Raw genomic sequence first — 23,379 nt, 5'->3', positions numbered from 1 at the left:
GTGGTTTCGGCTCTGGATCAGACCCGCTCGAGGTAGGTCTTCCAGTGGTCTTCCTTGGGTATTCCCGCCAGTTCGCGCAGTTCCTGACGTTTGGTCATAACCATATTGTCAATCAGTTGTTGGGGCAAACAGCGTGTGATGAACGGGTCGGTGGCAAAGAGGTCGATCGCGGCTTCCCAACCGTCAGCAAGGTGGGGAAGGTCCAGATCGTAGGCATTGCCTTCGATTGGATCAGGCGGTGTCAGACCTTCTTCGATGCCTTCGATTGCCGCGCCAAGAACCGCGGCGAGCATCAGATAGGGATTGATATCGCCGCCTGCGACGCGATGTTCGATCCGGCGCGCGCCATACGCGCCACCGGGAATGCGCAACGCGGAGGTGCGGTTCTCATAAGCCCAGCACACAGAGGTTGGCGCGTGATTGCCTGGGGCGAAGCGGTCATAACTTGGGCCGTGCGGGGCAAAGATCAGAGTGGAGGCGCGCATGGCCTGCAAACAGCCGGCAACAGCCTGCTGCAAAATTTCCGTGCCTTCAGGCCCACCGTTGTCAAAAACATTCTTGCCATTCTCATCAACAACCGAGAAATGCACATGCATGCCATTGCCCGCATCCTCAGGGTATGGCTTGGCCATGAAAGTTGCCGCAAGCCCGTGTTTGCGGGCAATTCCGCGCAGTAGGAACTTGAAATACAAGGCATCGTCCGCGGCCTTCATCGCGTTTTGGTGGTTGAGAGTGACCTCAAACTGGCCGATGCCACATTCCGAAATCATCGATTGGATCGGTATGCCCATCGCCTCCGCGCCCTCATAGACGTCGGTGAAGAACGCATCAAACGTGTCGAGTTCATCAAGCCCCATGATCTCACCAGACATCAAGCGGCGCCCGCTGCGCGGATCCAGCGGTGGCATAAGCGCGTCTCCGCTGTCGTCAACCAGTGTGAATTCCATTTCGGTAGCCGCCATGACTGTCCAGCCACGTTGTGCAAAGCGATCCAGAACGCTGGATAGTGCCTGCCGCGGGTCGCCTAAAAACGGTGTGCCGTCTTCGTTGAACATAGCCATAGGCACTGCTTCGGACGGGGTCGCCAGCCATGGCAAAGGCATGGGGCCGCGCTCTGTAGGGCGCAGGATGCCATCTGGGTCGCCGGTTTCAAATACCAGTGGGCTGCCGTCGATGTCATGGCCCCAGATGTCGACGTTCAACACTGACAGTGGCATGCGGGCACCGTCGGTTTCCAGCTTGGCCGCTTGAGCCGAGGGAAGGCGTTTGCCGCGGATCTGGCCATTCAGATCCGAAACGCCAATGCGGAAGGTTCGATAGTGAAGCGGCTCCATAGTGCACCTGTGCTGTCATAATTTGATCAAAATATCTCCGCCGCGCTTCTCAATGTCCAGAGGAATTTACGAACGTCGGTATTACGTCGGTATTGCGTCGGTATTGCGGAGGTGTCCCGACAGTGGCATTCGGGGTGTGAATAACCGTTTAAGGACAGGGGACATACTGGCAGAATGCCCGCCTACAGCGGTGTTTTTTGTGGGTTTTTGTGGGGCGGTTGATCAATACCCAAGCGTTTCGCGATGCGGGGGCAAATTTTGCGTGTCATCAACAGGTCGCGACCGCCCAGATCATGCCGCCGAAAGCCGGCGGGCATGGTGCGGGCCAGTCAGTTGCCCGATTAGCGGATCAGATTGGGGCGTACACGCAGTTTTGCGGTTGCCGCTTGCGGCAGGTGCTTGTTCAGGCGGCGGTTGGTGATTCCAAAAACCCAGATGACAACCAGCGTCAGCAGGATGAAGTAAAACGCCAGAATAGGATAGGGAACAAACGGGTTGAAGGTCTTGTCCGCGAAGTAGCTGGCATAATAGAGCGCATCGCCCTTTTGGCCGCGCGCAGGGAAGGCGGAGAAAAAGACCAGCGCCGTGGCGTGAAACAGAAAGATCGCCTCGTTGGTGTAGGCTGGCCATGCCAAGCGCATCATTGTTGGAAAAATGATGCGGCGGAAACGGGGCCAGCCGGTCATGCCGTAGGCATCGGCGGCTTCGATATCGCCTTTGGGGATCGAGCGCAGGGCACCATAGAAGATTTCCGCGGAATAGGCTGCTGTGTTGCAGAACAAGACAATAACAGCGCCAAGCCACGCTGACGTCAGCGGATCAAAGAAATCGTAGTTTTTCTTGAGAGACAGAAACAAGAAGTAGGCAAAGAAGAACTGGATGAAGAGCGGGCTGCCGCGGAACACGAAGATGAAAAGTTCGCTCGGGCGGCGATATGCCCATGTGGCCGAGTTCTTGCCCATGGCGAGTGCCACGGCAAAGAAGAAGCCTGTGCAGAGCGCGATCACGCCAAAGTAGATGTTCCAGATCATGCCGGAGCCGATCAGCGTAAACTGTTCACACAGGGTAAAATCGGAGCGCGGCAAAAGGCGTTCGCCATAGCCAAGCGAACGGAATGCATAGTCGGAGATGGTCTGGGCGCAGGTCTTCATGCCGCTGCCTCCTTGCGCAGAGCTTCGCCGCCAGCGGTGGCCTGTCCTTTGTTCAGCCGGCGCATCAGGCGCTCAAGCACAACCTCGGACACTTTGGTGAAGCTGAGGTAGAAAACCAGCAGGAAGAGGAAGTACCACATGCGCCAGTCCGGATGCGGATAGGCGGAGAACTTGGACGTTTTGGTGCCGCCGAGTTCGCGGGCCCAATAGACGATATCTTCGATGCCGAGCAGGAAAAGCAGCGGTGTCGCCTTGATCAAGACCATCCAAAGATTGGATAGGCCGGGCAGGGCATAGACCCACATTTGCGGAACCAGAATGCGCCAGAAAATCTGACGTCGTGTCATGCCATAGGCCTCGGCGGTTTCAAGTTGGGCGTGCGGCACGGCGCGCATGCCGCCAAACAAGACGTTGGCCGCAAATGCGCCAAAAACGATGGCAAAGGTGATGACCGCGAGCATAAAGCCATAAAGTTGGTGGACGTATTCCGGAGAGGACCCGAGGGGCACTTTGGCCTGAGGGCATACGAGGAAATCATTGCCCTGCCGGATTGGATCGGTCCAATCGGGGCAGACCACGTTGTGTTTGATGAGCTCGAAGGATTGGTCGAGCGCAATCACGAAAAACAGGAAGAATGCGATGTCAGGGACGCCGCGCACGATGGCGATATAGCCTTTTCCGAGCCAGCTTACGGGGGCGATGTGGCTGCGGGCCGACATGGCGCCCAGAAAGCCGAAAGACAACGCCACAGGGGCGGTGACGGCCAGAAGGGCGAGCACCAGAAGGAAGCTTTTGTAAAACGACATATGCACGCCGGTGGTCAGGTAGCAGGACAGCCACCGGAAGGATTCAAGCGTGGAAGGGTCGGCACAGTAGGAAAACATCGCGGGCGTCTTTGGTTTGGCGGCTGCCCGCGTTTTTTAGGAAAACGGGCAGGGGCCGGATGCAAAAACAGGCCCGCGCAAAGGCGCGGGCCTGCGGGATCAATCAGATCAGTAGGTGGCCGCGTCGGGGCCGAACCACTCGACGATCAGAGCGTTCAGAGTGCCGTCCGCCTTCATCGAGTCGATGGCCGCGTTGAACTTGGCTTTCAGCTCGGTGTCGGATTCGCGCAGACCCATGCCAACGCCGCCGCCCAGCGGAACGTCGTCGCCAGCGAAGACCAGTTCGCCGCCGGATTCGTCAACCAGTGGAGCCAGATAGTCTTTGTCAGCAAAAACCGCGTCGGCTTCGCCGTTGCGGACTGCTGCGACGGTTTCTTCGGGGGTTGCGAATTCGATCAGCGCTGCGCCGGATTCTGCAACGTAGCCGGCCTGAATGGTCGCGGTCTGTGCGGCCACAACGCCACCCATGATGTCTGCATCAGCAGAGGTCGCCGCATATGCGGATGCCGCCGGCGGGATATAGTTCTGGGTGAAATCGATGACTTCGTCACGCTCGTCGGTGATGGACATGCCCGCGATGATGGTGTCGTAGTTGCCGGACACCAGGTTCGGGATAATGCTGTCCCAGTCGTTTTTGACCCACTCGCAGGTCAGGCCGGCACGTTTGCACAGCTCGTTGCCCAGAACGATTTCAAAACCGTCGAGGTTACCCGCGTCGTTGATGAAGTTGTACGGAGGGTAGGCGCCTTCGGTGCCCATGCGCACGGTGTCTGCCAGAGCAAAACCGGCGGTCAGTGCCAGTGCTGCGGTGGAAAGGATCAGTTTTTTCATATTAACACTCCCTAGCTTGTGTTCGTTTTCCGGCGTTTCTTGCCGGTGTGGTCTCAGGTTGCCAATTTGGCCCAGTAGGTCAAGTTGGCGGTGGTTGTCAGTTGTGGACAGTCGAAGACAGAAAGCCCTTGAGGCGTTCGCTTTTGGGATTGCCAAAAAGCTCGTCCGGGCTGCCTTGTTCTTCGACGAGGCCCTGATGCAGGAAAATCACCTTGTCCGACACATCGGAGGCCATTTTCATGTCATGGGTCACGATCAACATGGTGCGGCCTTCTTCGGCCAGAGATTTAATCACACGCACAACTTCTTGTTCGAGTTCAGGATCAAGCGCTGATGTCGGTTCGTCAAACAGCAGCGCTTCGGGTTCCATTGCGAGCGCGCGGGCGATGGCGGCGCGCTGTTGCTGACCGCCGGACAATTGCGCGGGGTAGACGTCGTGTTTGTCGCGGATGCCGACCTTGTCGAGATAGGCATGGGCGGCCTCTTCGGCTTCGGCCTTGTCACGGCCAAGCACTGTGACGGGTGCTTCCATGACGTTTTGCAGAATGGTCATATGTGACCACAGGTTGAACTGCTGAAACACCATCGACAGGTTGGTGCGGATGCGCAGCACCTGTTTGGGGTCCGCTGGAAGACGGTCGTGGCCGTTGCCTTTCCATGTGATCGGTTCACCCTTGAAAAGGATTTCGCCTTGTTGGCTGTTTTCCAAAAGATTGGCGCAGCGCAGGATGGTGGATTTCCCGGACCCGGAAGAGCCGATCAGGGACACCACATCGCCGCGATGAGCGGTGATGTCGACGCCTTTGATGACTTCTAGGTCGTGGTACGCTTTATGCAGGTCGCGGATTTCCAGTACGGGCGCGGTATCGGGCACGTGATCCCCATCAATTCTTGTTATGTTGGTGCCTCAATAGGGATGAAAAAATGCGCAAATGCAACTTGCAAAACGGCGCCGTGGCAGCGGTTTTGTGCGAAAAGTCGCCATTTTCATCCGTTTGGCCAATTCTTGACGTTAGGGCAGCGGCGGGATGGGCACGGCGAGGTAAGCTGTGTGGCGGATGTCGATGATGTCGTGCAGGTGCAGGATGTCGCGATCTGCGGGTGACAAGTCAAATATGGCACGGGACAAGGCATTTGCGATGGGCATTGGGTCACGTTTGCGCGCTGTGATGAACGGCAACGCAGGGGTCGGCTCTGTGCGGTCAATCTCAATCAAGTCAGCGGCAAAATCTTCGTAGCGGCGGATCATTTCCCAGCTGAGGGCATCAAGGGCGGCAAAATCTGTGAAACCGTCAGCCACAGAGCGCCCTGATTCGACGTGGGAGCCGGTTTCGCGCACGTCACCGATTCGCAGGCCGTTTTCTGAAAAGTGCCTGTAGGGAGCCGCCCATCCCGATTGGGAGAGAGGATCGTTGAAGGCCATTTTGGCGTTGTCGAAGGTATCGAGCGGATCACCAGCGCGGGAACGATGCGCCACAATGACCGAGTTGTAGTAGCCGGGCTGGCATCCATAAAGACGGTAGTCCGGCGAGCCAACAAGCGTGACGCGCCCGTGCAGTTTTGCGCGGTAGGGCAGGCCGCAGGTCTGAGACAGAACCAAATCGGGGGATTGCCACATATCCCAGACATCCCGTCCACGCGTCAGGGCTGTAGGGCCAAATCCGAGATGGTCCCGCGTTGCCTCCCAGAAGCGATTGTTGGCCTCGGCGGTTTCGGGCCGGTCATACATGGGCAGGGAGGCGATCATTGTCTGGCGATGACCCGCTGTCGCGCCAGTGCGCTGTCTTTGTCGTTGATGCCAAGCAGGTTGGCCGACAGGCGCATCAGCGCGTCTTCTTCCGCATCCCGTTCCCCGTCTGCCAGAACGACGGACCACATGGCCTCGATCACGGCGATGCGGTCATCATGGGCCACCGCCTCTTTGATGGCGCGGGTGAAGCGAACGGTGTCCGGCGCTTCGGATTCCAGCGTTTCGGCGTCTTGCATGAGAGCATGGGCATCGGAGGGCGTGAGGCCGTAGCGCTCAGTCACGATGCGTTCGATACGCTCGGCTTCGGCCTTAGCATAATGATCATCCGCGCGGGCGATGCGCACAAGAAGCGCGGTCAGCGCAAGGCGGGCATCGGATTGATTGAGCGGGTCAGGGGCGGGGGCAGTGAGCCGATTGAGAAAGTCTGCGAACATGCTCAAAGATGTAGGGACCGATCCTGTCAGGAGCAACTTTTCTTTTTGGTCTTTTACCGTCTCAGGTTTCCGCGCCGGCGGATCGTTTACCAACCGGCGCGTTACTTTGGCGTGGTATCAGTCGTCCGCGGGGCTGTCTTCGGGCTTGATGCCAAGCATGCCTTCGATTTCGTGCAGGCTGGTTATTTCGGCGTTCACACGGGTGCCATCAGCGATGATCACCTGCCAAAGCTGTTGCGCGACCTCAAGCCGGTGCGGGTAGTCGATGTGCTCGCGGATCACCAAAGCGAAATCAGGGGTACCCGGTGCGGCGGCTTCGAGTTTTTCGCAGGTCGCGCGCATCTTGGCGGCCTCGACCGCGTTGAGATTGAAGGTCGCGCCAAGAATGCGGTCGATCTCGCCGATTTCCATGACGTGATAGTTGTTGTCGGATTTGGCCACGCGCACCATCAGAGCGCCCAACGCGAGCTTTTCATCCAACTCCGGCAATTCCTGTTCTGCGGGCTTATTGCGCAGACGGTCAAGCAAGCTGTCCCAGATCATGGATCATATCCCTCAACAATAACGAGATCGGACGTGGCGACGTCGCTGCGCAGTTTGATCGCGGCCTGATATTCGTCGCTATAGTAGCAATCCCGTGCCGCTTGATAGGACGGAAACTCAATCACCACATTGCGCGAGCGCGAGGTGCCTTCAGGGTTTTCGAACTGTCCGGCGCGCACGAGAAATGTGGCGCCAAATTCGGCAAAAGGTTTCGCATTTGCGGCGATATAGTTTTTGTAGCTTTCAAAGTCGTCGATATCGACGCGCGCGATCCAATAGCCCTTGGGCATGGCTGTTATCCTTCCTGAAGCGTTTTTTGATCAGGGTGCCGAAGGTCAGGCGCCTTGGCAACCTTTCTCCGACAGTTTGATGCCGGCAAAGTCGTTCATCTCGATCAGACCGGCCTTTGCCCACGCGCGCGCAATGTCGCGGGTCTCGTCCATGGTGAAGTTGTGTTTTGGTAGCAGCTCATCTGCTTCGGCGGTGGTCATCTGACACCCGTTGTCGCGGATAAGTTTGAGCAACTCGTCGGCGCGGGTGGAGGCGTCTGCCAATAGGGGCGAGGCAATGAAAGCGGAGGCGGCCAAAGCGCGGAAATACATTTGGAAAATCCCATTTTTGACTAATTGGTCGCAGATTTGGCGAAGAAGCGATTCCAGTCAATCCCAGAGAGAGGGGAAGAATTTGCATTGCGCGTCAACGGTAAACCTGAGTCGAGGACATTGCGCGCACCAAACCAAAAACGCCCGACCAGAAGGCCGGGCGTTTGAATGAGTTTACCTCAGAGGCGTTAGACCAAACGGCTGTTGTCTTTGGCGGCACGAACAAAGTCGCGGAACAGGGGATGCGGGTCAAACGGCTTGGATTTCAGTTCCGGATGGAACTGAACGCCGATGAACCACGGGTGGTCTTGCCACTCGACGATTTCGGGCAGGCGGCCGTCGGGGCTCATGCCGGTAAATTTCAGGCCCGCCGCTTCGAGTTGCTCGCGGTACTTGATGTCCACTTCGTAGCGATGGCGGTGGCGTTCCTCGATGGCCTGAGAGCCATAGACTTCGGCCACGCGGGAGCCTTCGGTCAGGGCCGCATCGTAAGCGCCCAGACGCATAGTGCCGCCCTTGTCGTCGTCGGCCTTGCGTTTGACTTTGGCGTTGCCCTGCACCCATTCCTTGAGGTGGTAGACTACCGGTTCAAAGCGGGTTTGCCCGGCCTCATGGTCAAACTCCTCGGAGCCAGCATCCGCAATGCCGGCCACGTTGCGCGCGGCCTCGATGACGGCCATTTGCATGCCTAGGCAGATGCCCAGATAGGGGATTTTCTGCTCGCGGGCGTATTGCGCGGCTTTGATTTTACCTTCGGTTCCGCGCTCGCCAAAGCCGCCGGGCACCAGAATGGCGTCATAGCCTTCCAGATGCGGCGCGGCGTCGCCCTTGTCGAACACTTCGGCGTCGACCCAGCTGACGTTGACCTTGACGCGGTTGGCCATGCCGCCGTGGGTCAGGGCTTCTTTGATGGACTTATAGGCGTCCTCAAGCTGCGTATATTTGCCGACGATGGCGACATTCACATTGCCGTCGGTGTTGTGGATGCGGTCGTTCACATCGCGCCAGACAGTCAGGTCGGGGCGCGGAGCAGGGGCGATGCCGAAGGCATCAAGCACCGCCTGATCGAGCCCTTCGCGGTGATATGCCAGCGGGGCTTCGTAAATCGACTTGAGGTCATAGGCGGGGACCACGGATTCTTTGCGCACGTTACAGAACAGCGCGATCTTGTTGCGCTCTTTCTCGGGAATCGGTTGTTCGGAGCGGCAGACCAGAACGTCAGGCGCGATACCGATGGATTGCAGTTCTTTGACAGAGTGCTGCGTCGGCTTGGTCTTGAGCTCGCCGGAGGCCGCCAGATAGGGCAGCAGGGTCAGGTGCATGAAGATGCACTGGCCGCGCGGTTTGTCGTGGGAGAACTGGCGGATGGCCTCGAAGAAGGGGAGGCCTTCGATGTCGCCCACGGTGCCGCCGATTTCGCAGAGCATGAAATCCACCTCGTCGTCACCGACATTGATGAAATCTTTGATCTCGTTGGTGACATGGGGAACCACCTGAATGGTTTTGCCGAGGTAGTCGCCGCGGCGCTCTTTCTCTAGCACGTTGGAATAGATACGTCCGGAGGAGACAGAATCGGTCATCCGCGCAGGCACGCCGGTGAACCGCTCGTAGTGGCCGAGGTCGAGGTCGGTTTCCGCACCATCATCGGTCACAAAGACTTCGCCGTGTTCAAACGGGCTCATCGTGCCCGGGTCAACGTTCAGGTAAGGGTCGAGTTTACGCAGGCGGACAGTGTATCCGCGTGCCTGCAACAATGCGCCCAAAGCTGCTGACGCAAGGCCTTTGCCCAACGATGAAACAACCCCACCAGTGATGAAAATATAGCGTGCCATGCCTGTGGCATCCCCCGTGATTTCTTGACGTGCCTGTCGATATAGTGAGCGCCCGGAACAGAAGAATCTGGCCATGCATCACGGGACTTAAGTCATAAAGGATTCGCAGCAATTTGGCAACCGGACCGCAAGATGCTGTTGCGGACGGCTTTGGTGCCTCAAACTGTAGTGGATGCCCTTAGGGGGCAAAAAATCAAACGCTCCCGAGGGAGCGCTGAATTCGTGTCTTGGGTGCGCGCCTTAGTCGGCGCGCGGAACCAGCGGTTCGTCGCCTTCGGCAGGCGGCAGGAGCGAGTCGGCCCCTGGCAAGGTGCCGGTTTCCTCTGCGGCCGGGGCTTGGGTGCCCAAACGGTCAAACACAGAGCTGGAAGAGCTGTTTTGCGCGGCGATCACGGTCAGGGCGATCGAGGTGCAAATGAATGCGCCAGCGAGCCACCAAGTGACTTTGCCAAGCGCGGTTGCAGCTGCGCGGCCAGTCATGGCACCGCCGCCACCGCTGCCCATACCAAGGCCACCGCCTTCGGAACGTTGCATCAGCACGACCCCGATAAGGGCCAGAGCAAGAAGAAGATGGATTGTAAGGACAACGTTTTCCATAGGGACCTGTCAGCGAGCATTCGGTTTGATAGCGGGCTATGTAGGCAAGTTTTGCGCGGGGGGCAAGGATGTTTCGCTGCGCAATTTGGTGAGCGGCGGGAAGCTGTTCTTGGCTGGACAGCAGGCAGGCCTGTCTGGCAGGGTCGCCTCATGCCACATGATCACGACCACCCGCATGCACATTTGCCGTCTGACCCTGCGCTACGGGTCAAGGCGCTGGAGACCATTTTAACTGACAAAGGGCTGGTTGATCCGGCGGCGCTGGATGAAATCATCGACACTTATCAGAACAAGATCGGGCCCAAGAATGGCGCGGCTGTGGTGGCGAAAATGTGGGCTGATCCGGCGTTTCGCGAAGAAATGCTGAATGATCCGATGCCGCGGCTTCAGGAGATGGGGCTGTATGGGCGGCAGGGCGAGCATATGGTGTTTGTCGAAAACACACCGGAGACACACAACCTCGTCGTTTGCACATTGTGCAGCTGTTATCCGTGGCCGCTGTTGGGGATTCCGCCTGGGTGGTACAAATCCGACGCTTACCGTGCGCGGTCCGTGCGGGAGCCGCGAAAGGTGTTGGCAGAATTTGGCGTGACTTTGGCCGACGGGCAGAAAGTGCGCGTCTGGGATTCGACGGCCGAGGTGCGGTATCTGGTGGTGCCAATGCGGCCCGCCGGCACCGAGGGCCTGTCAGAACAGGACCTGGCGGGGTTGGTCACACGGGACAGTATGATCGGCGCGGGTTTGGCGTTGGAGCCAAAGACATGAGCCGGATACATGACATGGGCGGGCGGTTCGGCACAGGCGCGGTCGATCCCGAAGACAATGCAACCTTCGCCAAAGACTGGCATCAGCGCGCGCTGGCTCTGAATTTGGCATGCGGGGCTTTGGGGCAATGGAACATTGATATGTCGCGCCACGCTCGGGAATGCCTGAGTGCCGCGGATTATGCCGGATTCTCCTACTATGAAAAATGGCTCGGCGGGTTGACGGACAGTCTGGTGGCCAAAGGGGTTCTGACGGTGGCGGAGCTTGAGGCGGGGCAGGGCGCGACGGTGTCCGAGTTGGCAGATCGGAAGCTAAAGGCAGACGCCGTGGCGGCAACGTTGGCAGCGGGCAGCCCCTATACGCGCGAGGCTGCGCCCGCTGAGTTCGCCTTGGGCGACAGGGTGCGCGTGCGTCGACCCGCGCGCAATGCGCTGGTTGAGGGCGGGCACACACGTCTGCCGGCCTATGCGGCAGGAGCTTTGGGCGAAATTGTCCTTATGCACGGCGCGCATGTGTTTCCCGACAGCAACGCGCACGGCTTGGGGGAAGCCGCAGAGCCTTTGTACGCGGTGCGGTTCACGGCTCGGGAATTGTGGGGCGGCGAGGCAGACCCGGAAGATGAAATGGTGCTGGATCTGTGGCAAAGCTATCTGGAGGCTGCATGAACGTGCGCCCCGAGCCTGCCTTTGAAGCCCCTTGGCATGCGCAGGTCTTTGCCTTGACGGTCGCGCTCAACGAAGCGGGGCACTTTGCATGGGCTGAATGGGCCGACACGTTTGGCGCGACACTCAAGGCGCATGGCGTTGATCGGGAGCTTGATGGCGGCGAGGACTATTTCAACGCATGGCTTGCGGCATTGGAGGTACTCTTGAAAAAACGCGGCTTGGCAGAGGCGGGAATGATCGAAGACATGCGCAGCGCTTGGGAACATGCCTATCTCAGCACGCCGCATGGCGCACCGGTAAAGCTGCAAAAGGCCTGACTGCGCGACTTCGCTACCGTACTTTTTTGAATTTGCCGCTAAAAAAGGAAGTGTCTTCCTATTGCCGGAAATACCTTGGGGAAATTGGCCGCAGGCCAAGGGGGCAAAGCCCCTGTGACTTGCTTAACGGTCTTTTGGCCTAGCCGTCGACCTCATCCACATCAATCTGGCCGGAGAGCATGCGGCGTACGTGGCTCCAGCCCATGCCGATGCCAAGCACAATGGACAGGGCCAGGATGGCGATCCAGATGTTCTGGTCCGCGCTTTCAAGGCTGAGCATGTTCCAATCGTAAAGAACCCAAGTGAGAGAGGCGACAACCGCAAGCACCAGTACCATGCCAAAACCGCCGATCGAGCGCAGCGTGGCGCGCAGGTAAATTATGTAGCCGATCAGCAGCAACAGGCCGAGGAGCACCGTCAGGGGCAGTTCCTCAATGTAGTTGGAGCGGCCCCATTGTACGTAGTTGTATTGTGTTGGATTGAAGGTCATCGCCAGCAAAACAAAGGCGAAGACCCACCGTAGCAACAGCCCCATGTTTTGCCCCTCGATACGCCCTTTTCGGCAAAGCTTGCGCAAAATGTGCGGTCCTGTCCAGCCTGCGGGTCACTTTGCGGTTTCACGCGCCGCCCAACGTGGCTAAAAGGGCGCGGGTTTGAACTCTATTCAAAGGACCGGATATGGCCAATGTTGTCGTCGTAGGCGCCCAGTGGGGCGACGAGGGAAAAGGCAAAATCGTGGACTGGCTGAGCGAGCGCGCCGATGTGATCGCGCGCTTTCAGGGCGGTCACAACGCGGGCCATACGCTCGTTATTGACGGCAAAGTTTACAAGCTGCATGCGCTGCCTTCGGGAGTTGTGCGTGGTGGCAAACTGTCGGTGATCGGCAACGGGGTTGTTTTGGATCCCTGGCACCTGATGAATGAAATCGCGACCGTGCGTGAGCAGGGGGTCGAGATTTCGCCGGAAACGCTGATGATTGCGGAAAACACCCCGCTGATCATGCCGTTTCATGGCGAGCTGGATCGGGCGCGTGAGGAACATGCCTCCAAGGGCACCAAGATCGGCACCACCGGTCGCGGCATTGGTCCGGCCTATGAGGACAAGGTGGGCCGTCGGGCAATCCGCGTGGCGGATCTTGCGGATGCAGCCACGTTGGAGGCGCGCGTGGACCGCGCGTTGCAGCACCATGATCCGCTACGCAAAGGTCTGGGCGTTGAGGCGATTGATCGCGACGCGTTGATCGAACAACTCAAAGAGATCGCCAAGGATATCCTGCCGTTTGCAGCGCCTGTTTGGAAAGTGCTGAATGAAAAGCGCAAAGCCGGCAAGCGTATCCTGTTTGAAGGCGCGCAGGGTGCGCTCTTGGACATCGATTTCGGCACCTATCCCTTTGTGACATCGTCCAATGTGATCGCAGGTCAGGCTGCGACCGGTGTGGGCATCGGTCCGGGGTCTATCGACTATGTGCTGGGCATCGTGAAAGCCTATACCACCCGCGTGGGTGAGGGACCGTTCCCGACCGAGTTGCTCAATGCGGACGGCACACCGGACGCCGACGGGGAGCGTCTTGGCACCCGTGGCCACGAGTTTGGTACCACCACGGGCCGTCAGCGTCGCTGCGGATGGTTTGACGCGGCACTGGTGCGCCAGACCTGTGCGACGTCGGGCATCAAAGGCATCTGCCTGACGAAGCTGGACGTGCTGGACGGGTTTGAAACGCTGAAGATTTGCGTGGGCTACGATCTGGACGGTGAGCGGCTGGATTATTTGCCGACAGCGGCGGATCAGCAGGCGCGCTGTAAGCCTATCTATGAAGAGATCGACGGTTGGTCCGAGACCACCGAGGGCGCGCGCAGCTGGAACGATCTGCCAGCCAACGCGGTGAAATATGTGCGTCGTGTCGAGGAGTTGATCGAGTGTCCTGTGGCGCTGTTGTCGACAAGCCCCGAGCGCGAAGACACGATTCTTGTGACCGATCCGTTTGCGGATTGATCGCGTATACCGGTTGAGTTGAGGAGGCTGGAATGGCGTTGAGTTACAAAGCCCGTCGCCGTTGGGCGCTTGTTATTCTGGTGGTTGGGTTGCCGCTTTATATCATCGTTGCCAGCGTGCTGGCGACATGGCTGAACCCGCAGAACTTTCTGGTGACGCTCGCGCTTTACGTCGGTTTGGGGATTGTGTGGATCATGCCGTTCAAGTCGGTGTTTCTCGGGATCGGACAAGCCGACCCGGATGCTCCGCCTGAAGATGACCAGTATTGAGACACTGAAAACCCGGCCTCTGGTCGGGTTTTCTTTTGCCGCTTAGCGCGGGGTGTTTGCCAGACGCATCAGCCGCCCTTCGTAGCCGCGCAGGATACGTCGTGCTGGTTGGCCATAGCTTTCGGGCAGGGTGCGCAATTCGGGAAAGAGCTGGAACAGCTCCTCGCGTGTGTGCTCCTCGAAGCGGTCCAAACCCACTTTGCCGGGGAAGAAGCTTTCGCTTTGGAGACCGTTGCCGGTGACGATCTGATGGCAGTCAAAGAAAAGGTGCACATAGCGGACAAGCCCTGCGGGGGCCTGCGTGATGTGAGTGCCGTTGACCAGATGCCGTGCGGCACACAGGACTTCGGAGGCGCCAAACATCAGCGCGGCTTGAGATCCGGTAAGCAGGATGCGGTGCAGGGGCGAGATCAGAAGATCGCGGTCCGGCACGCCCTGTCCAAGGCTGTGCGCGCGGATGCGGATCGGGCGCAGGGCGTCGGGCGTGTCACCACACCGGGTGTCTACGGTACTTTGGCCGACCCAGCGGATGCGTTGCGGGCCTGCGTCACGTGTCAGGACCAGATCGCCGATCTGAAGCGTTTCGACCGCGCGCGGGCCTGACGGGGTGTCAATCAGGGTACCGGCCACAAAGCAGGGTGGATCGGTGGTGCCGTTGATGGTGATGGTGATGGTGGTGGTGCCGCCTGCGGAGGTCACAGTAAACACCTCTGTCAGGGTCTCACCGTCGTTCAGTGCGGCAATTGCGGGGTGATCGTTGAGCGCTGTGTAGGTCCAAACACCGTCATCGTCGATCACCAGAGCGCCTCCGTAAGCGCCTGCAATGGTTTCTGCGGTCCATGCCCCCGTGTCATTGCCAAACCAGTAGTCCACATCCCCTGAAGTGGACAGGAAGCCGCCGACAACACCGCTGTCTTCGGTGACGGAGCCGGTATCAGGGACAGGAATACCCATCTATGATCTCCCCGCCCAATTGCTGTTGTCCCAAGCGACAACCTGCCCGCCATCGCGCCCCAGCACATCACCGCGCACGACTTTGCGCAGGGCGCCAGATTGGTCGATGCGGGCAAACCAGAACGGTTCTTCAGGGGGCATGCGGGCGATTGTGCGGGCCACGATACGGCCATGTCCGAAGGGCGCGAGCAGATCGAGGAACCAGAGTTTATCACCGCTGGTCCATTCACTTTGAGTAGGCAAAGTTCCGGTTCTCAGGAGACGGTCGCTGACGTCAGAAGACAGACGCGCCCAGATCAAGGCCGCTGCAGTGTGTCCGTTTTCGTTTTCAAAAAATCGCACGCACCCGTTGTTCAGCGCCGGATAAAAAATCCGGGCCAACGCATGAGCAGGCATTTTTTGGTGCAGGGGACAGAAACTGGCGAGAAACTGAAGCTTGCCAATAGAAAGAAGCTCAGATTCGCTTGGCCCCATTGCACGCGCATCGTGCTTGGACATCGGTTGCGACTACCTCAAGGATCTCCGTGTTTCCGGAGTTGTTGCAATCTTAACCCGAGAGCGAATCAGTGTCAAAAACCGGTTTCACAGGCTCACGGGGCGTTTTTAAAGGCAAAAGCCCGACACATTGTGCCGGGCTTTGCATGTTTTTTAGCGTAGCGGGCAGATCAACCGGCGGCGCGGTCCGCCGGTTTGAAGTTGATGCTTTCGTCTGCGGTGAAGCGGCCGCCGGCGATCTTGCGGATTTTCTGGTCTCGCAGGAGCTGGCCAAAGCTACGCAGGCCCTCTTCGCGGGAGAATTCCGCTTCGTTTGCGTCGCGGGCCATGCGCATCAGCATCGGGCGGGAAAAGCGTTCCTGACCTTTGACGAACGTGACATAGGCCGCTGCGGCTTCGAGGATCTGCGCCATGGAGGTGGCACCCACAGATTGCGCATAGTCGGCGAATCCGCCTTGCACGGAGGCAACTGAGCCGACCGGGGCAACAGTGCGCGCGATTTCATCGCGGTCCTTCCGGTCGGTCGACACCCGGCGCGGGCGAACAGGAACGCGCCGTTGTGTCTTGGTTTCTTCAGCGGCGACAGGGGCCGCTTCTTCTTCGGGCTCGGGATCGACACGCTGTTCTGCCACGAGTTTCAGCGGGGCAGCAGCCTTGCGGTTTTTCGCCTTGGCGGGCTTGGGCTCATCCGCCTTGCCACCGGGAACCGCTCGCACAACGCTGGCGAGGTCGTCGCGGTAGGCAACTGTGTCGTCCTGGTTCGCAGTACTCATACCTGCGGCTTTTTCGGCGCGGGTTGCGGCGACGGCGGCACGCAGATGTGCGATGGCGCGGCGGCGGCGTGACCCTTCGGGTTCTTCCATTTCACTGTCTGCTTTGGCCATCAGGCGCGACAGATCGGGTTTGCCATGGGCGTCGTCGCCGGACTTGGGGGTCTCTTCCTCAAAGGTGGCATCAGCCACTGCGACGGCGTCTTCCTCAGTGAAAAGTTCCTCCGGAGCGGTGGCGTAGTCATCCTCAAGGATGCTGTCGGCCTCTTCCGGAGCGGGGGCGTCGTCTTCGGCAGCGATGTCGCCTTTGAGCTCCGCTTCAACTTTGGCCAGTTCGGCCATCAAATCCGCTTCGTCTTCTGGCGTCAGTGAGGTGTCTTCGGCGGGGGAGGCGACATCATCGCTGGCGAGAATGTCCTCTTCGCTGTTGTATGCGTCTTCGGCGTCGTCATTTACCTCTTCTGCTTCCAGCAGGCCGGAAGCCACAGCTTCTTCGAAGTCGGCTTTCTTCATGCGCACAACACGAGCGCGCAAAGCCGGCTTGGGCTCGGCGGCGTCGGAAATGTCGTCGATATCCGCGTCGGCAGTAAAGATGTCCTGCGTCAGCGCTTCTTCCTGAGCGTCGTCTGCGCTGGTCAGGTCGCGAGCATGCTCGTCTTCAGAAAATCCGTCGGTGTCCGCTTCGCTGTTGCCGCGGGAGACCACGGCACGGATGCGTTCGAGTTTGGCAGCGATGGAGTCTGTTTCGTAGTCAGAGGATTCCTCGTCGTCGTTCCAGTCGTCGGCCTCGTCGTTTGCATCTTCGGCAACCGGATCGAGAATTTCCACGTCGTCAAGGATTTCCACGTCGGCCGCTTCGATGGCTTCGACCACCTCTTCAACGGGCTCGACAGCGGCAGGAACGTCGTCGGCAAGCGCGGCCTGAATGCTGTCTTGCAGGATCAGTACATCTGAGGCCGCGAGCGCGTCGATGGTGTCATCCATCGCCGAAGCTTCTGCTTCTTCTGTGGTGCTCTCATCCGCGAGTTCTTCTGCGAGCGAGTCCAGAATGTCGTCGGCGTCGACGGCTACGGCGCTGTCCTCGATTGCTTCGTCGGCGGTCTCAGGCGCGACGGCAACCTCTTCGGCGACGGCTTCAAGAGTGATCTCTTCAGGCTCGGCAGGGGTGTCCTCGGACTGCGACTCAACCAGCGTGTCCGGAGCCGGAGATTCCAGTGAGGCCTCAACCACATCTTCCGAAGTTTCGGCAACCGGCTCCTCGGCGGAGACTGCGATCTCTTCGTGGGCCTCGGCGTCATCGTCTGCGGAAATGACGGTTGCTGCGGCAGCGGCGGCTGCAGCAAGGGCACCGGCTTTAGCGACGTCATTGTCGACGGTGTCTTCTTCGGGAGCCTCGTGGTCCGCCTCTTCGATCATCTCTTCGACGGGGAGATTTTCGGCGGGTTCTTCGATGACGGGCTCAGCCTGCGTGTCGTCGTCAAAAACTTCGGCTGCTTCTTGTACCGGCGCGACGCGGTCGGCGGCGCTCAGGACAATTGCGCCCTGATCCATGCGCGCGCTCACGCGGCGCTCAATCTCACGCTCTGCGATACGGGCCAGCATATCCGCATCCGGTGTCGGAGGTTCTGCTCCGAAATACCGGTCGTCAGCTGCCAGATCGCGGAAATACTCCGCAATCACCTTCATCGTATCAAAAGAGTCCTCGAACCCCTCTAGGGTGCACGAGAAAGTCCCGTAAGAAACCGTAAGCACTTTGTTATTCGTAACCATTGAATTCGGGTCCTTTGCACTGCTCAACTATCCCTTTACCACGACAGGAAAGTCGAAACGTGACCGATTCTGTGCAACGCAGGGTATCATTTTGGGGCCAAAATGTGACTTGGCCAACAAGTTGAGGGGAAAAGGGCCGTTATGACCGTGATTGTTGAAAGTCTGGAACCAATTGCGCTGGTCGGCGCAGGTTCGTTGACGAAAGCGGATGTAATTGAGGCGCAGACCTTTGCGTCACGGGTCGTGGCCGCCGATGGCGGCGCCGCGCACTGTTTGGCTTTTGGTCTGCTCCCAGAGGCGGTGATCGGGGATTTCGACTCCATCCCCAAAGCGGTTTTGGCCGAGATTCCGGCCGATCGGTTGTTCCAAGTGTCAGAGCAGGAAACCACGGATTTTGACAAAGCGCTGCGCAGCGTGACAGCGCCGCTGACAATTGGCATCGGCTTTGGCGGTGCTCGCGTGGATCATTTTTTGGCTGCACTTAATAGCTTGGTACGGGCCGCGAACACGCGGTGTGTTCTGCTGGGGGGAGAAGACGTGATTTTTGTGTGCCCGCCGGAATTGCAGCTTGAGCTTGAGGCCGACACGCGGGTGTCGTTGTTTCCAATGGCCGACATCACCGGACGCTCGACCGGTCTTGAGTGGCCATTGGACGGGCTGCGCTTGTCGCCAAGCGGGCGCGCGGGTACTTCAAACACCGCAACGGGGCCGGTTCACCTGAGTTTTGACAATCCGGGAATGCTGGTGATTTTGCCGCGTGCTTGTTTGTCTGAGGCCGTCAGGGCGTTGCAAGCGAGCGACGCAAGGTGGCCCGCTCTCGGAGCATGACATAGAGGCCCGCGCCCATTGTCACACAAATGCCAAGTGCGGCAAGGCCGTTGGGCCAATCCGAAAACACAATCCATCCGACCAAAGCGGCCAATGGAATTTCGATGTATTGCATCGGGGCCAGCGTGGTGGACGGCGCATAGCGCAGGGACCATGTCATCAACAGGTGTGCGACGGTGCCTGCGACGCCGATTGCAAGGAGCAGCCAGAATACGTGTGTGTCAGGCACAACAAAAGCCAAATCCGCGATCCCGCTGGTGCTGCCTAACAACAGTGCGGGCGCCAGCAGGGCCGTCGCGATCACGCCAGACACCACCTGCATTGCAATCGGGTCGACGTCTTTGGCGACTTTGCGCGTGATCAACATAAAGAAGGCAAAGATGAACGCCACAGCCACAGGCAGCAGGGCGGGTGCCCCGACATCGGCAAAGCTGGGTTGGATGACCATCAGCGTGCCGGAGAAGCCGACGACACAGGCGAGAATACGGCGTAGGCCTACGTCTTCGTTGAGGAAGAATTTGCCAAGGATCAGCATGATGAACGGCATGACAAAGGCAATGGCCACCGCATCGGCCAGCGGCAGATACCGCAGTGACGTAAACATACAGGCGATACCGGCGATGTGCAGCAATGTGCGCCAGACAACAAGGCGCAACACCCTCGCAGACATGCGCCATTGGCGTCGGGTCGCGACAACGATCGGGACAAGGATCAGCGCCTGAACGACAAACCGCGTCAAAACAAGTTGGCCCATCGGCATCTGGGTGGACAACAGTTTGGCCAAGGCGTCGCCGATCGGAGCCATCACGCAAAACCCAAGCATCAGAAGGATGCCAAGAAGCGGACGGTCTTGCGTGGGTGAATGTTCGTTCATTTCCTCACGCTAGGTGGGTGATCCTTCGATAGCAACGTTTGATTTAATGATCAGAACGCGGTGATGCCAGGTTGAACAGGACGTTCAAGGTAGGTGGAGAGCGCCACATATGTCTTGGTGGAGACAACTTCCGGCAGTTTATAGATACGCTCAAGCAAGGCTTCCATTGCTTTGGGTGTTTCCATACGGACCTTGAGCAACATGCAAGTGTCGCCCGTCACAGAGTGAATTTCTTCGACCTCAGGTAGGTCTGCGAGTTGCATGATGCCGTCGCTTTTGCCCCAGCCAGAGGTGTCGACATGAATAAAGGCAAGGAACTCTTTGCCGGTCATGGCCGGATCGAGGTGAGCAGAAACGCCGGAGATTCGTCCGCTTGCTTTGTAGCGTTTGACCCGTTCGTGCACAGCAGGGGCTGACAGGCCGACTTTTTCGCCCAGTTGCGCGTAGCTTTGTTCAGCGTCTTCTGCGAGTTGGCTTAACAGGTTTCGGTCGATAGCGTCCAAACCATGGGAGTCTTTGGTGGTCATCTGAATCTCATTCGAAATTTTGGATAAGTTGTCGAATTCAGTACAAGGTTTTTATCAGATTGGCTATTCCTTGCGGCAAATTCGGAGGGATGAATGAAGCCTGTTTGGGTGTTGATGAGCGCTATCGGCGTGGTTGGGGCGAACTCTTTGGTTCTGAGCCCGATTGCAACAGATGTGGCGAGGAGCTTTGCCGGGCGCGGGGCGTCTGACGTGATGCTGGCCTCGGCTGTATACGGCGCGGGAACGGCGCTGAGCGCGTTGTTTCTGGCTCCGCAGGCGGATCGAATAGGGTTGAAGCGGGCGCTCTTGTGGGCGTTGACGGTGCTGGCAGCGGCGTTGGTGGCAAGTGCGCTTGCGCCAACATTGCCAGTGCTGGTGTTGGCGCAAGGCGTGACAGGGCTGGGCGCTGGGCTCGCCTTGCCTGCGATCTATGGTCTGGCGGCGGATATTGCGCCCAAGGGGCAGGAAAGCGAGACTCTGGGCAAGGTGCTTACGGGCTGGACGCTGAGTCTTGTGGCAGGGGTGTCGTTGTCAGCGGTGCTGGCGGACCTGCTGCATTGGCGCGCGGTGTTTGCAGTGATGGCGGTGGCGAGTGCGTCACTTTGGGTGTCGGTGCGGCGGCTGGAGGTGACCCGCAAAGTGGCGGCAGAGGTCTCTACCTCGCCGCTGGGTGCGTTTCGAGTCGCAGGTGTGAAGCCTGTCTTGGTCGCGGTGGCTGCGTTTATGGGCGCGTTTTATGGGGTTTATGCCTTCCTTGGTACCCATATGACCGCAACGCTTGGGTACAGCACTGCGATCGCTGGGCTGGCGTCGTTGATTTATGGCATCGGTTTTGGCGCGGTGGCTCCGTTGGATCGACTGATTGACCGGTTCGGGGCGGCGAAGGCTGCGCCTGTTGTGTTTGTAGCGTTGATGCTGGTGTATCTTCTGATGGCTGGAGTGGCGCAGTCCGGTGCGGCTGTGTTGGGTGTGTGCCTGATCTGGGGGGCCGTGAACCACTTGGGTCTGAATATCATGGTCGGGCAGCTGAGCGCGCTGTCGATCAGTCAACGTGGCGCTATTTTGGGGCTCTATAGTGCAACGACCTATGCGGCGATGTTTATCGGCACGGCGGCTTTTGGGCGGGTCTACAGCGCCTATGGTTTTCAGGTGATCGCGGTCTTGTCGGCGATCTGTATCCTGCCTGCGGTGATTGGTGCCGTGTTGCGGCGGGGTACGACACTAATGCCCGCCCAATAAAAAACGGGCCAGCGAAGACGCCGGCCCGACAGGGAGTGGGTTCGGACCAAATTGGAAAGCCCGAACCGGGGGAATCAGCGATTCATTCTGTTTTCGATGAGATCATCGACGACGGATGGATCAGCGAGCGTTGAGGTGTCGCCCAGCGCGCCATAGTCGTTCTCGGCGATTTTGCGCAGGATGCGGCGCATGATTTTGCCGGAGCGGGTTTTCGGCAGGCCGGGGGCCCATTGGATCAGGTCGGGGCTGGCAATCGGGCCGATTTCCGTGCGCACCCAGGTGCGGAGTTCTTTCTTGAGCTCGTCGCTGGGCTCCTGGTCGTTCATCAGGGTGACGTAGCAGTAGATGCCCTGACCCTTGATGTCGTGCGGGTAGCCCACCACGGCGGCCTCGGCCACGGCGGCGTGAGCCACGAGCGCGCTTTCAACCTCAGCCGTGCCCATGCGGTGGCCGGACACGTTGATCACGTCATCCACACGGCCGGTGATCCAGTAGTCGCCATCGGCGTCGCGTTTGCAGCCATCGCCGGCGAAGTAGTAGTTTTTGTAGTCGGAGAAGTAGGTCTTCTCAAAGCGTTCGTGATCGCCCCAGACGGTGCGCATCTGGCTTGGCCAGCTTTCCTTGATCGCCAGCACGCCTTCGACGTCATTGCCGGAGATTTCTTCGCCGGACTGCGGATCCAGCACGACGGGATGCACGCCAAAGAACGGCTTCATCGCGGCGCCCGGTTTGGTCGCATGGGCGCCGGGCAGGGGGGTCATCATGTGGCCGCCGGTCTCGGTCTGCCACCAGGTGTCGACGATCGGGCAGCGGCCGCCGCCGATGACGTCGTTGTACCAGGTCCAGGCCTCGGGGTTGATCGGTTCACCCACCGTGCCGAGGATGCGCAGGGAGCTCAGGTCGCATTTCTCGACGTATTCGTTGCCTTGACCCATCAGCGCGCGCAGGGCTGTCGGCGCGGTGTAGAACTGGTTCACACGGTGCTTTTCACAGACCTGCCAGAAGCGGGAGGCATCCGGATAGGTCGGCACGCCCTCAAACATCAGGGTGGTCGCGCCGTTGGCGAGAGGACCATAGACGATATAGCTGTGGCCGGTGACCCAGCCAACGTCGGCGGTGCACCAGAAGATGTCGCCGTCTTTGTAATCAAACGTGTATTCATGCGTCATGGACGCATAGACCAGATAGCCGCCGGTGGTGTGCACCACGCCTTTTGGCTGACCGGTGGAGCCGGAGGTGTAGAGAATGAAGAGCGGGTCTTCGGCGTCCATCTCGGCGGGTTTGCAGTAGTCGCCCACCTCCATGACCATTTCGTTGTAGTCATAGTCGCGCCCGTCAATCCATGTGGTCTGATCGCCGGTGCGTTTCACAACAAGGCATTTGACGGTGTCTTTGGTGTGCAAAAGCGCCGCGTCGGTGTTGGACTTGAGCGCGGTCTTGCGTCCGCCACGGGGCGCGCTGTCGGCGGTGATCACAACTTTGGCGTCGCAGCCGTTCACGCGGGCAGCGAGGGCGTCGGGAGAGAAGCCGGCAAACACAATCGAGTGGATCGCACCGATGCGGGCGCAGGCCAGCATGGCGTAGGCCGCTTCGGGGATCATAGGCAGATAGATGACCACGCGGTCGCCTTTGCGCACGCCCAGCTGCTCCAGCACGTTGGCCATGCGGCAGACGCGGCGGTGCAGATCGGCATAGGTGATGGACTGCGCCGGCTCGTTTGGGTCATCGGGTTCAAAGATGATCGCGGCCTGATTGCCGCGGGTTTCCAGATGGCGGTCGATACAGTTGGCGGCGACGTTGAGCGTGCCGTCCTCAAACCACTTGATGTCGACCTGACCGGGCGCAAAAGAGGCGTTCTTCACCTTGGTGAACGGCTTGATCCAATCTACACGCTTGCCATGCTCCGCCCAGAAACCTTCCGGGTCGTTGATCGAGGCCGCGTACATCGACGCGTAG

At 59.1% G+C, this 23,379-nt stretch carries 26 protein-coding genes; 7 read left to right on the top strand and 19 right to left on the bottom strand.

What is annotated here, in order from left to right; translation table 11 throughout:
- Positions 1 to 17: 17 nt before the first annotated feature.
- From BM069_RS15370 to secG, 12 genes are all read right to left on the bottom strand, one after another.
- Positions 18 to 1,334, bottom strand: coding sequence for a glutamine synthetase family protein (locus tag BM069_RS15370; RefSeq protein ID WP_093325033.1), 1,317 nt, complete (start codon positions 1,332 to 1,334; stop codon positions 18 to 20).
- Between the two features lie 341 nt (positions 1,335 to 1,675).
- Complete coding sequence (locus BM069_RS15365) at positions 1,676 to 2,485, bottom strand: ABC transporter permease (RefSeq protein ID WP_093325031.1); 810 nt, start codon at positions 2,483 to 2,485, stop codon at positions 1,676 to 1,678.
- Positions 2,482 to 3,369, bottom strand: a complete 888-nt coding sequence (locus tag BM069_RS15360; protein ID WP_093325030.1) for an ABC transporter permease — start codon at positions 3,367 to 3,369, stop codon at positions 2,482 to 2,484. Before BM069_RS15360 ends, BM069_RS15365 begins: the two co-directional genes overlap by 4 nt.
- A gap of 108 nt (positions 3,370 to 3,477) precedes the next feature.
- The gene (locus BM069_RS15355; protein WP_093325028.1) at positions 3,478 to 4,200 is read right to left on the bottom strand and encodes a transporter substrate-binding domain-containing protein; all 723 of its coding nucleotides are present in this window, start codon (positions 4,198 to 4,200) and stop codon (positions 3,478 to 3,480) included.
- A 97-nt stretch (positions 4,201 to 4,297) separates the two neighbouring features.
- Positions 4,298 to 5,074 carry an ABC transporter ATP-binding protein gene (locus tag BM069_RS15350; protein ID WP_093325027.1) on the bottom strand — a complete coding sequence of 259 codons (777 nt, stop codon included), beginning with the start codon at positions 5,072 to 5,074 and terminating at the stop codon, positions 4,298 to 4,300.
- A gap of 138 nt (positions 5,075 to 5,212) precedes the next feature.
- Positions 5,213 to 5,947: a phosphate/phosphite/phosphonate ABC transporter substrate-binding protein gene (locus BM069_RS15345; RefSeq protein WP_093325025.1), complete on the bottom strand. Its 735-nt coding sequence runs from the start codon at positions 5,945 to 5,947 to the stop codon at positions 5,213 to 5,215.
- Positions 5,944 to 6,384, bottom strand: a complete 441-nt coding sequence (locus BM069_RS15340) for a tellurite resistance TerB family protein (protein ID WP_093325264.1) — start codon at positions 6,382 to 6,384, stop codon at positions 5,944 to 5,946. Before BM069_RS15340 ends, BM069_RS15345 begins: the two co-directional genes overlap by 4 nt.
- A gap of 117 nt (positions 6,385 to 6,501) precedes the next feature.
- Positions 6,502 to 6,927: a tellurite resistance TerB family protein gene (locus BM069_RS15335; protein WP_093325024.1), complete on the bottom strand. Its 426-nt coding sequence runs from the start codon at positions 6,925 to 6,927 to the stop codon at positions 6,502 to 6,504.
- Entirely contained in the window at positions 6,924 to 7,217 is a 294-nt protein-coding gene (locus tag BM069_RS15330; protein WP_093325022.1) for a DUF1330 domain-containing protein, read from the bottom strand. The genes BM069_RS15335 and BM069_RS15330 overlap by 4 nt, the downstream gene beginning before the upstream one ends.
- 45 nt (positions 7,218 to 7,262) lie before the next feature.
- Positions 7,263 to 7,529 carry a hypothetical protein gene (locus BM069_RS15325; protein ID WP_093325021.1) on the bottom strand — a complete coding sequence of 89 codons (267 nt, stop codon included), beginning with the start codon at positions 7,527 to 7,529 and terminating at the stop codon, positions 7,263 to 7,265.
- Positions 7,530 to 7,717: 188 nt separating this feature from the next.
- Entirely contained in the window at positions 7,718 to 9,361 is a 1,644-nt protein-coding gene (locus tag BM069_RS15320) for a CTP synthase (RefSeq protein ID WP_093325019.1), read from the bottom strand.
- A gap of 240 nt (positions 9,362 to 9,601) precedes the next feature.
- Positions 9,602 to 9,958 (bottom strand): preprotein translocase subunit SecG, encoded by a 357-nt coding sequence (secG, locus tag BM069_RS15315; RefSeq protein ID WP_093325018.1) that lies wholly within the window; start codon positions 9,956 to 9,958, stop codon positions 9,602 to 9,604.
- A 150-nt stretch (positions 9,959 to 10,108) separates the two neighbouring features.
- On the opposite strand from secG, the gene nthA reads away from it, so the two are divergent.
- From nthA to BM069_RS15300, 3 genes are read left to right on the top strand one after another with little or no spacing between them, the layout of a single operon-like run.
- On the top strand, positions 10,109 to 10,723 hold the full coding sequence (nthA, locus tag BM069_RS15310; protein WP_093325016.1) for a nitrile hydratase subunit alpha: 615 nt from the start codon (positions 10,109 to 10,111) through the stop codon (positions 10,721 to 10,723).
- The gene (gene nthB, locus BM069_RS15305; protein WP_093325015.1) at positions 10,720 to 11,388 is read left to right on the top strand and encodes a nitrile hydratase subunit beta; all 669 of its coding nucleotides are present in this window, start codon (positions 10,720 to 10,722) and stop codon (positions 11,386 to 11,388) included. The genes nthA and nthB overlap by 4 nt, the downstream gene beginning before the upstream one ends.
- Positions 11,385 to 11,705, top strand: a complete 321-nt coding sequence (locus BM069_RS15300) for a nitrile hydratase accessory protein (protein WP_093325013.1) — start codon at positions 11,385 to 11,387, stop codon at positions 11,703 to 11,705. The genes nthB and BM069_RS15300 overlap by 4 nt, the downstream gene beginning before the upstream one ends.
- Positions 11,706 to 11,844: 139 nt before the next feature.
- On the opposite strand, the gene BM069_RS15295 is transcribed toward BM069_RS15300, so the two are convergent.
- Positions 11,845 to 12,240: a DUF6524 family protein gene (locus tag BM069_RS15295; RefSeq protein WP_093325012.1), complete on the bottom strand. Its 396-nt coding sequence runs from the start codon at positions 12,238 to 12,240 to the stop codon at positions 11,845 to 11,847.
- Between the two features lie 143 nt (positions 12,241 to 12,383).
- On the opposite strand from BM069_RS15295, the gene BM069_RS15290 reads away from it, so the two are divergent.
- Both BM069_RS15290 and BM069_RS15285 read left to right on the top strand, forming a co-directional pair.
- A complete protein-coding gene (locus BM069_RS15290) occupies positions 12,384 to 13,697 on the top strand; it encodes an adenylosuccinate synthase (RefSeq protein ID WP_093325010.1) in 1,314 nt (437 codons plus the stop codon).
- Between the two features lie 32 nt (positions 13,698 to 13,729).
- Positions 13,730 to 13,966, top strand: coding sequence for a DUF2842 domain-containing protein (locus BM069_RS15285; RefSeq protein WP_093325009.1), 237 nt, complete (start codon positions 13,730 to 13,732; stop codon positions 13,964 to 13,966).
- A gap of 42 nt (positions 13,967 to 14,008) precedes the next feature.
- Here BM069_RS15285 and BM069_RS15280 read toward each other — a convergent pair whose 3' ends face one another.
- From BM069_RS15280 to BM069_RS15270, 3 genes are all read right to left on the bottom strand, one after another.
- Positions 14,009 to 14,920, bottom strand: coding sequence for a Hint domain-containing protein (locus BM069_RS15280; protein WP_093325007.1), 912 nt, complete (start codon positions 14,918 to 14,920; stop codon positions 14,009 to 14,011).
- Complete coding sequence (locus BM069_RS15275) at positions 14,921 to 15,418, bottom strand: toxin-activating lysine-acyltransferase (RefSeq protein WP_093325006.1); 498 nt, start codon at positions 15,416 to 15,418, stop codon at positions 14,921 to 14,923.
- Between the two features lie 167 nt (positions 15,419 to 15,585).
- Positions 15,586 to 17,955, bottom strand: a complete 2,370-nt coding sequence (locus BM069_RS15270) for a midas domain-containing protein (RefSeq protein ID WP_139216219.1) — start codon at positions 17,953 to 17,955, stop codon at positions 15,586 to 15,588.
- Between the two features lie 141 nt (positions 17,956 to 18,096).
- Between BM069_RS15270 and BM069_RS15265 the strand changes: the two genes are divergently transcribed.
- On the top strand, positions 18,097 to 18,783 hold the full coding sequence (locus tag BM069_RS15265; protein ID WP_093325003.1) for a thiamine diphosphokinase: 687 nt from the start codon (positions 18,097 to 18,099) through the stop codon (positions 18,781 to 18,783).
- On the opposite strand, the gene BM069_RS15260 is transcribed toward BM069_RS15265, so the two are convergent.
- The gene (locus tag BM069_RS15260) at positions 18,734 to 19,657 is read right to left on the bottom strand and encodes a DMT family transporter (protein ID WP_093325001.1); all 924 of its coding nucleotides are present in this window, start codon (positions 19,655 to 19,657) and stop codon (positions 18,734 to 18,736) included. The two genes, BM069_RS15265 and BM069_RS15260, sit on opposite strands and share 50 nt — an antisense overlap.
- 50 nt (positions 19,658 to 19,707) lie before the next feature.
- Positions 19,708 to 20,184, bottom strand: a complete 477-nt coding sequence (locus tag BM069_RS15255) for an Lrp/AsnC family transcriptional regulator (RefSeq protein WP_093325000.1) — start codon at positions 20,182 to 20,184, stop codon at positions 19,708 to 19,710.
- Between the two features lie 93 nt (positions 20,185 to 20,277).
- Here BM069_RS15255 and BM069_RS15250 point away from each other — a divergent pair, with 93 nt between their 5' ends.
- On the top strand, positions 20,278 to 21,423 hold the full coding sequence (locus BM069_RS15250; RefSeq protein ID WP_093324998.1) for an MFS transporter: 1,146 nt from the start codon (positions 20,278 to 20,280) through the stop codon (positions 21,421 to 21,423).
- Positions 21,424 to 21,497: 74 nt separating this feature from the next.
- Here the strand turns inward: BM069_RS15250 and acs are convergent.
- On the bottom strand, positions 21,498 to 23,379 hold a 1,882-nt coding region (gene acs, locus BM069_RS15245; protein WP_139216218.1), incomplete at its 5' end, for an acetate--CoA ligase.

The organism is Shimia haliotis (assembly GCF_900114415.1).
Lineage (GTDB): Bacteria > Pseudomonadota > Alphaproteobacteria > Rhodobacterales > Rhodobacteraceae > Shimia > Shimia haliotis.
The sequence above is the reverse complement of the archived record's forward strand: the minus strand, read 5'-3'. Positions and strand labels throughout refer to the sequence as shown.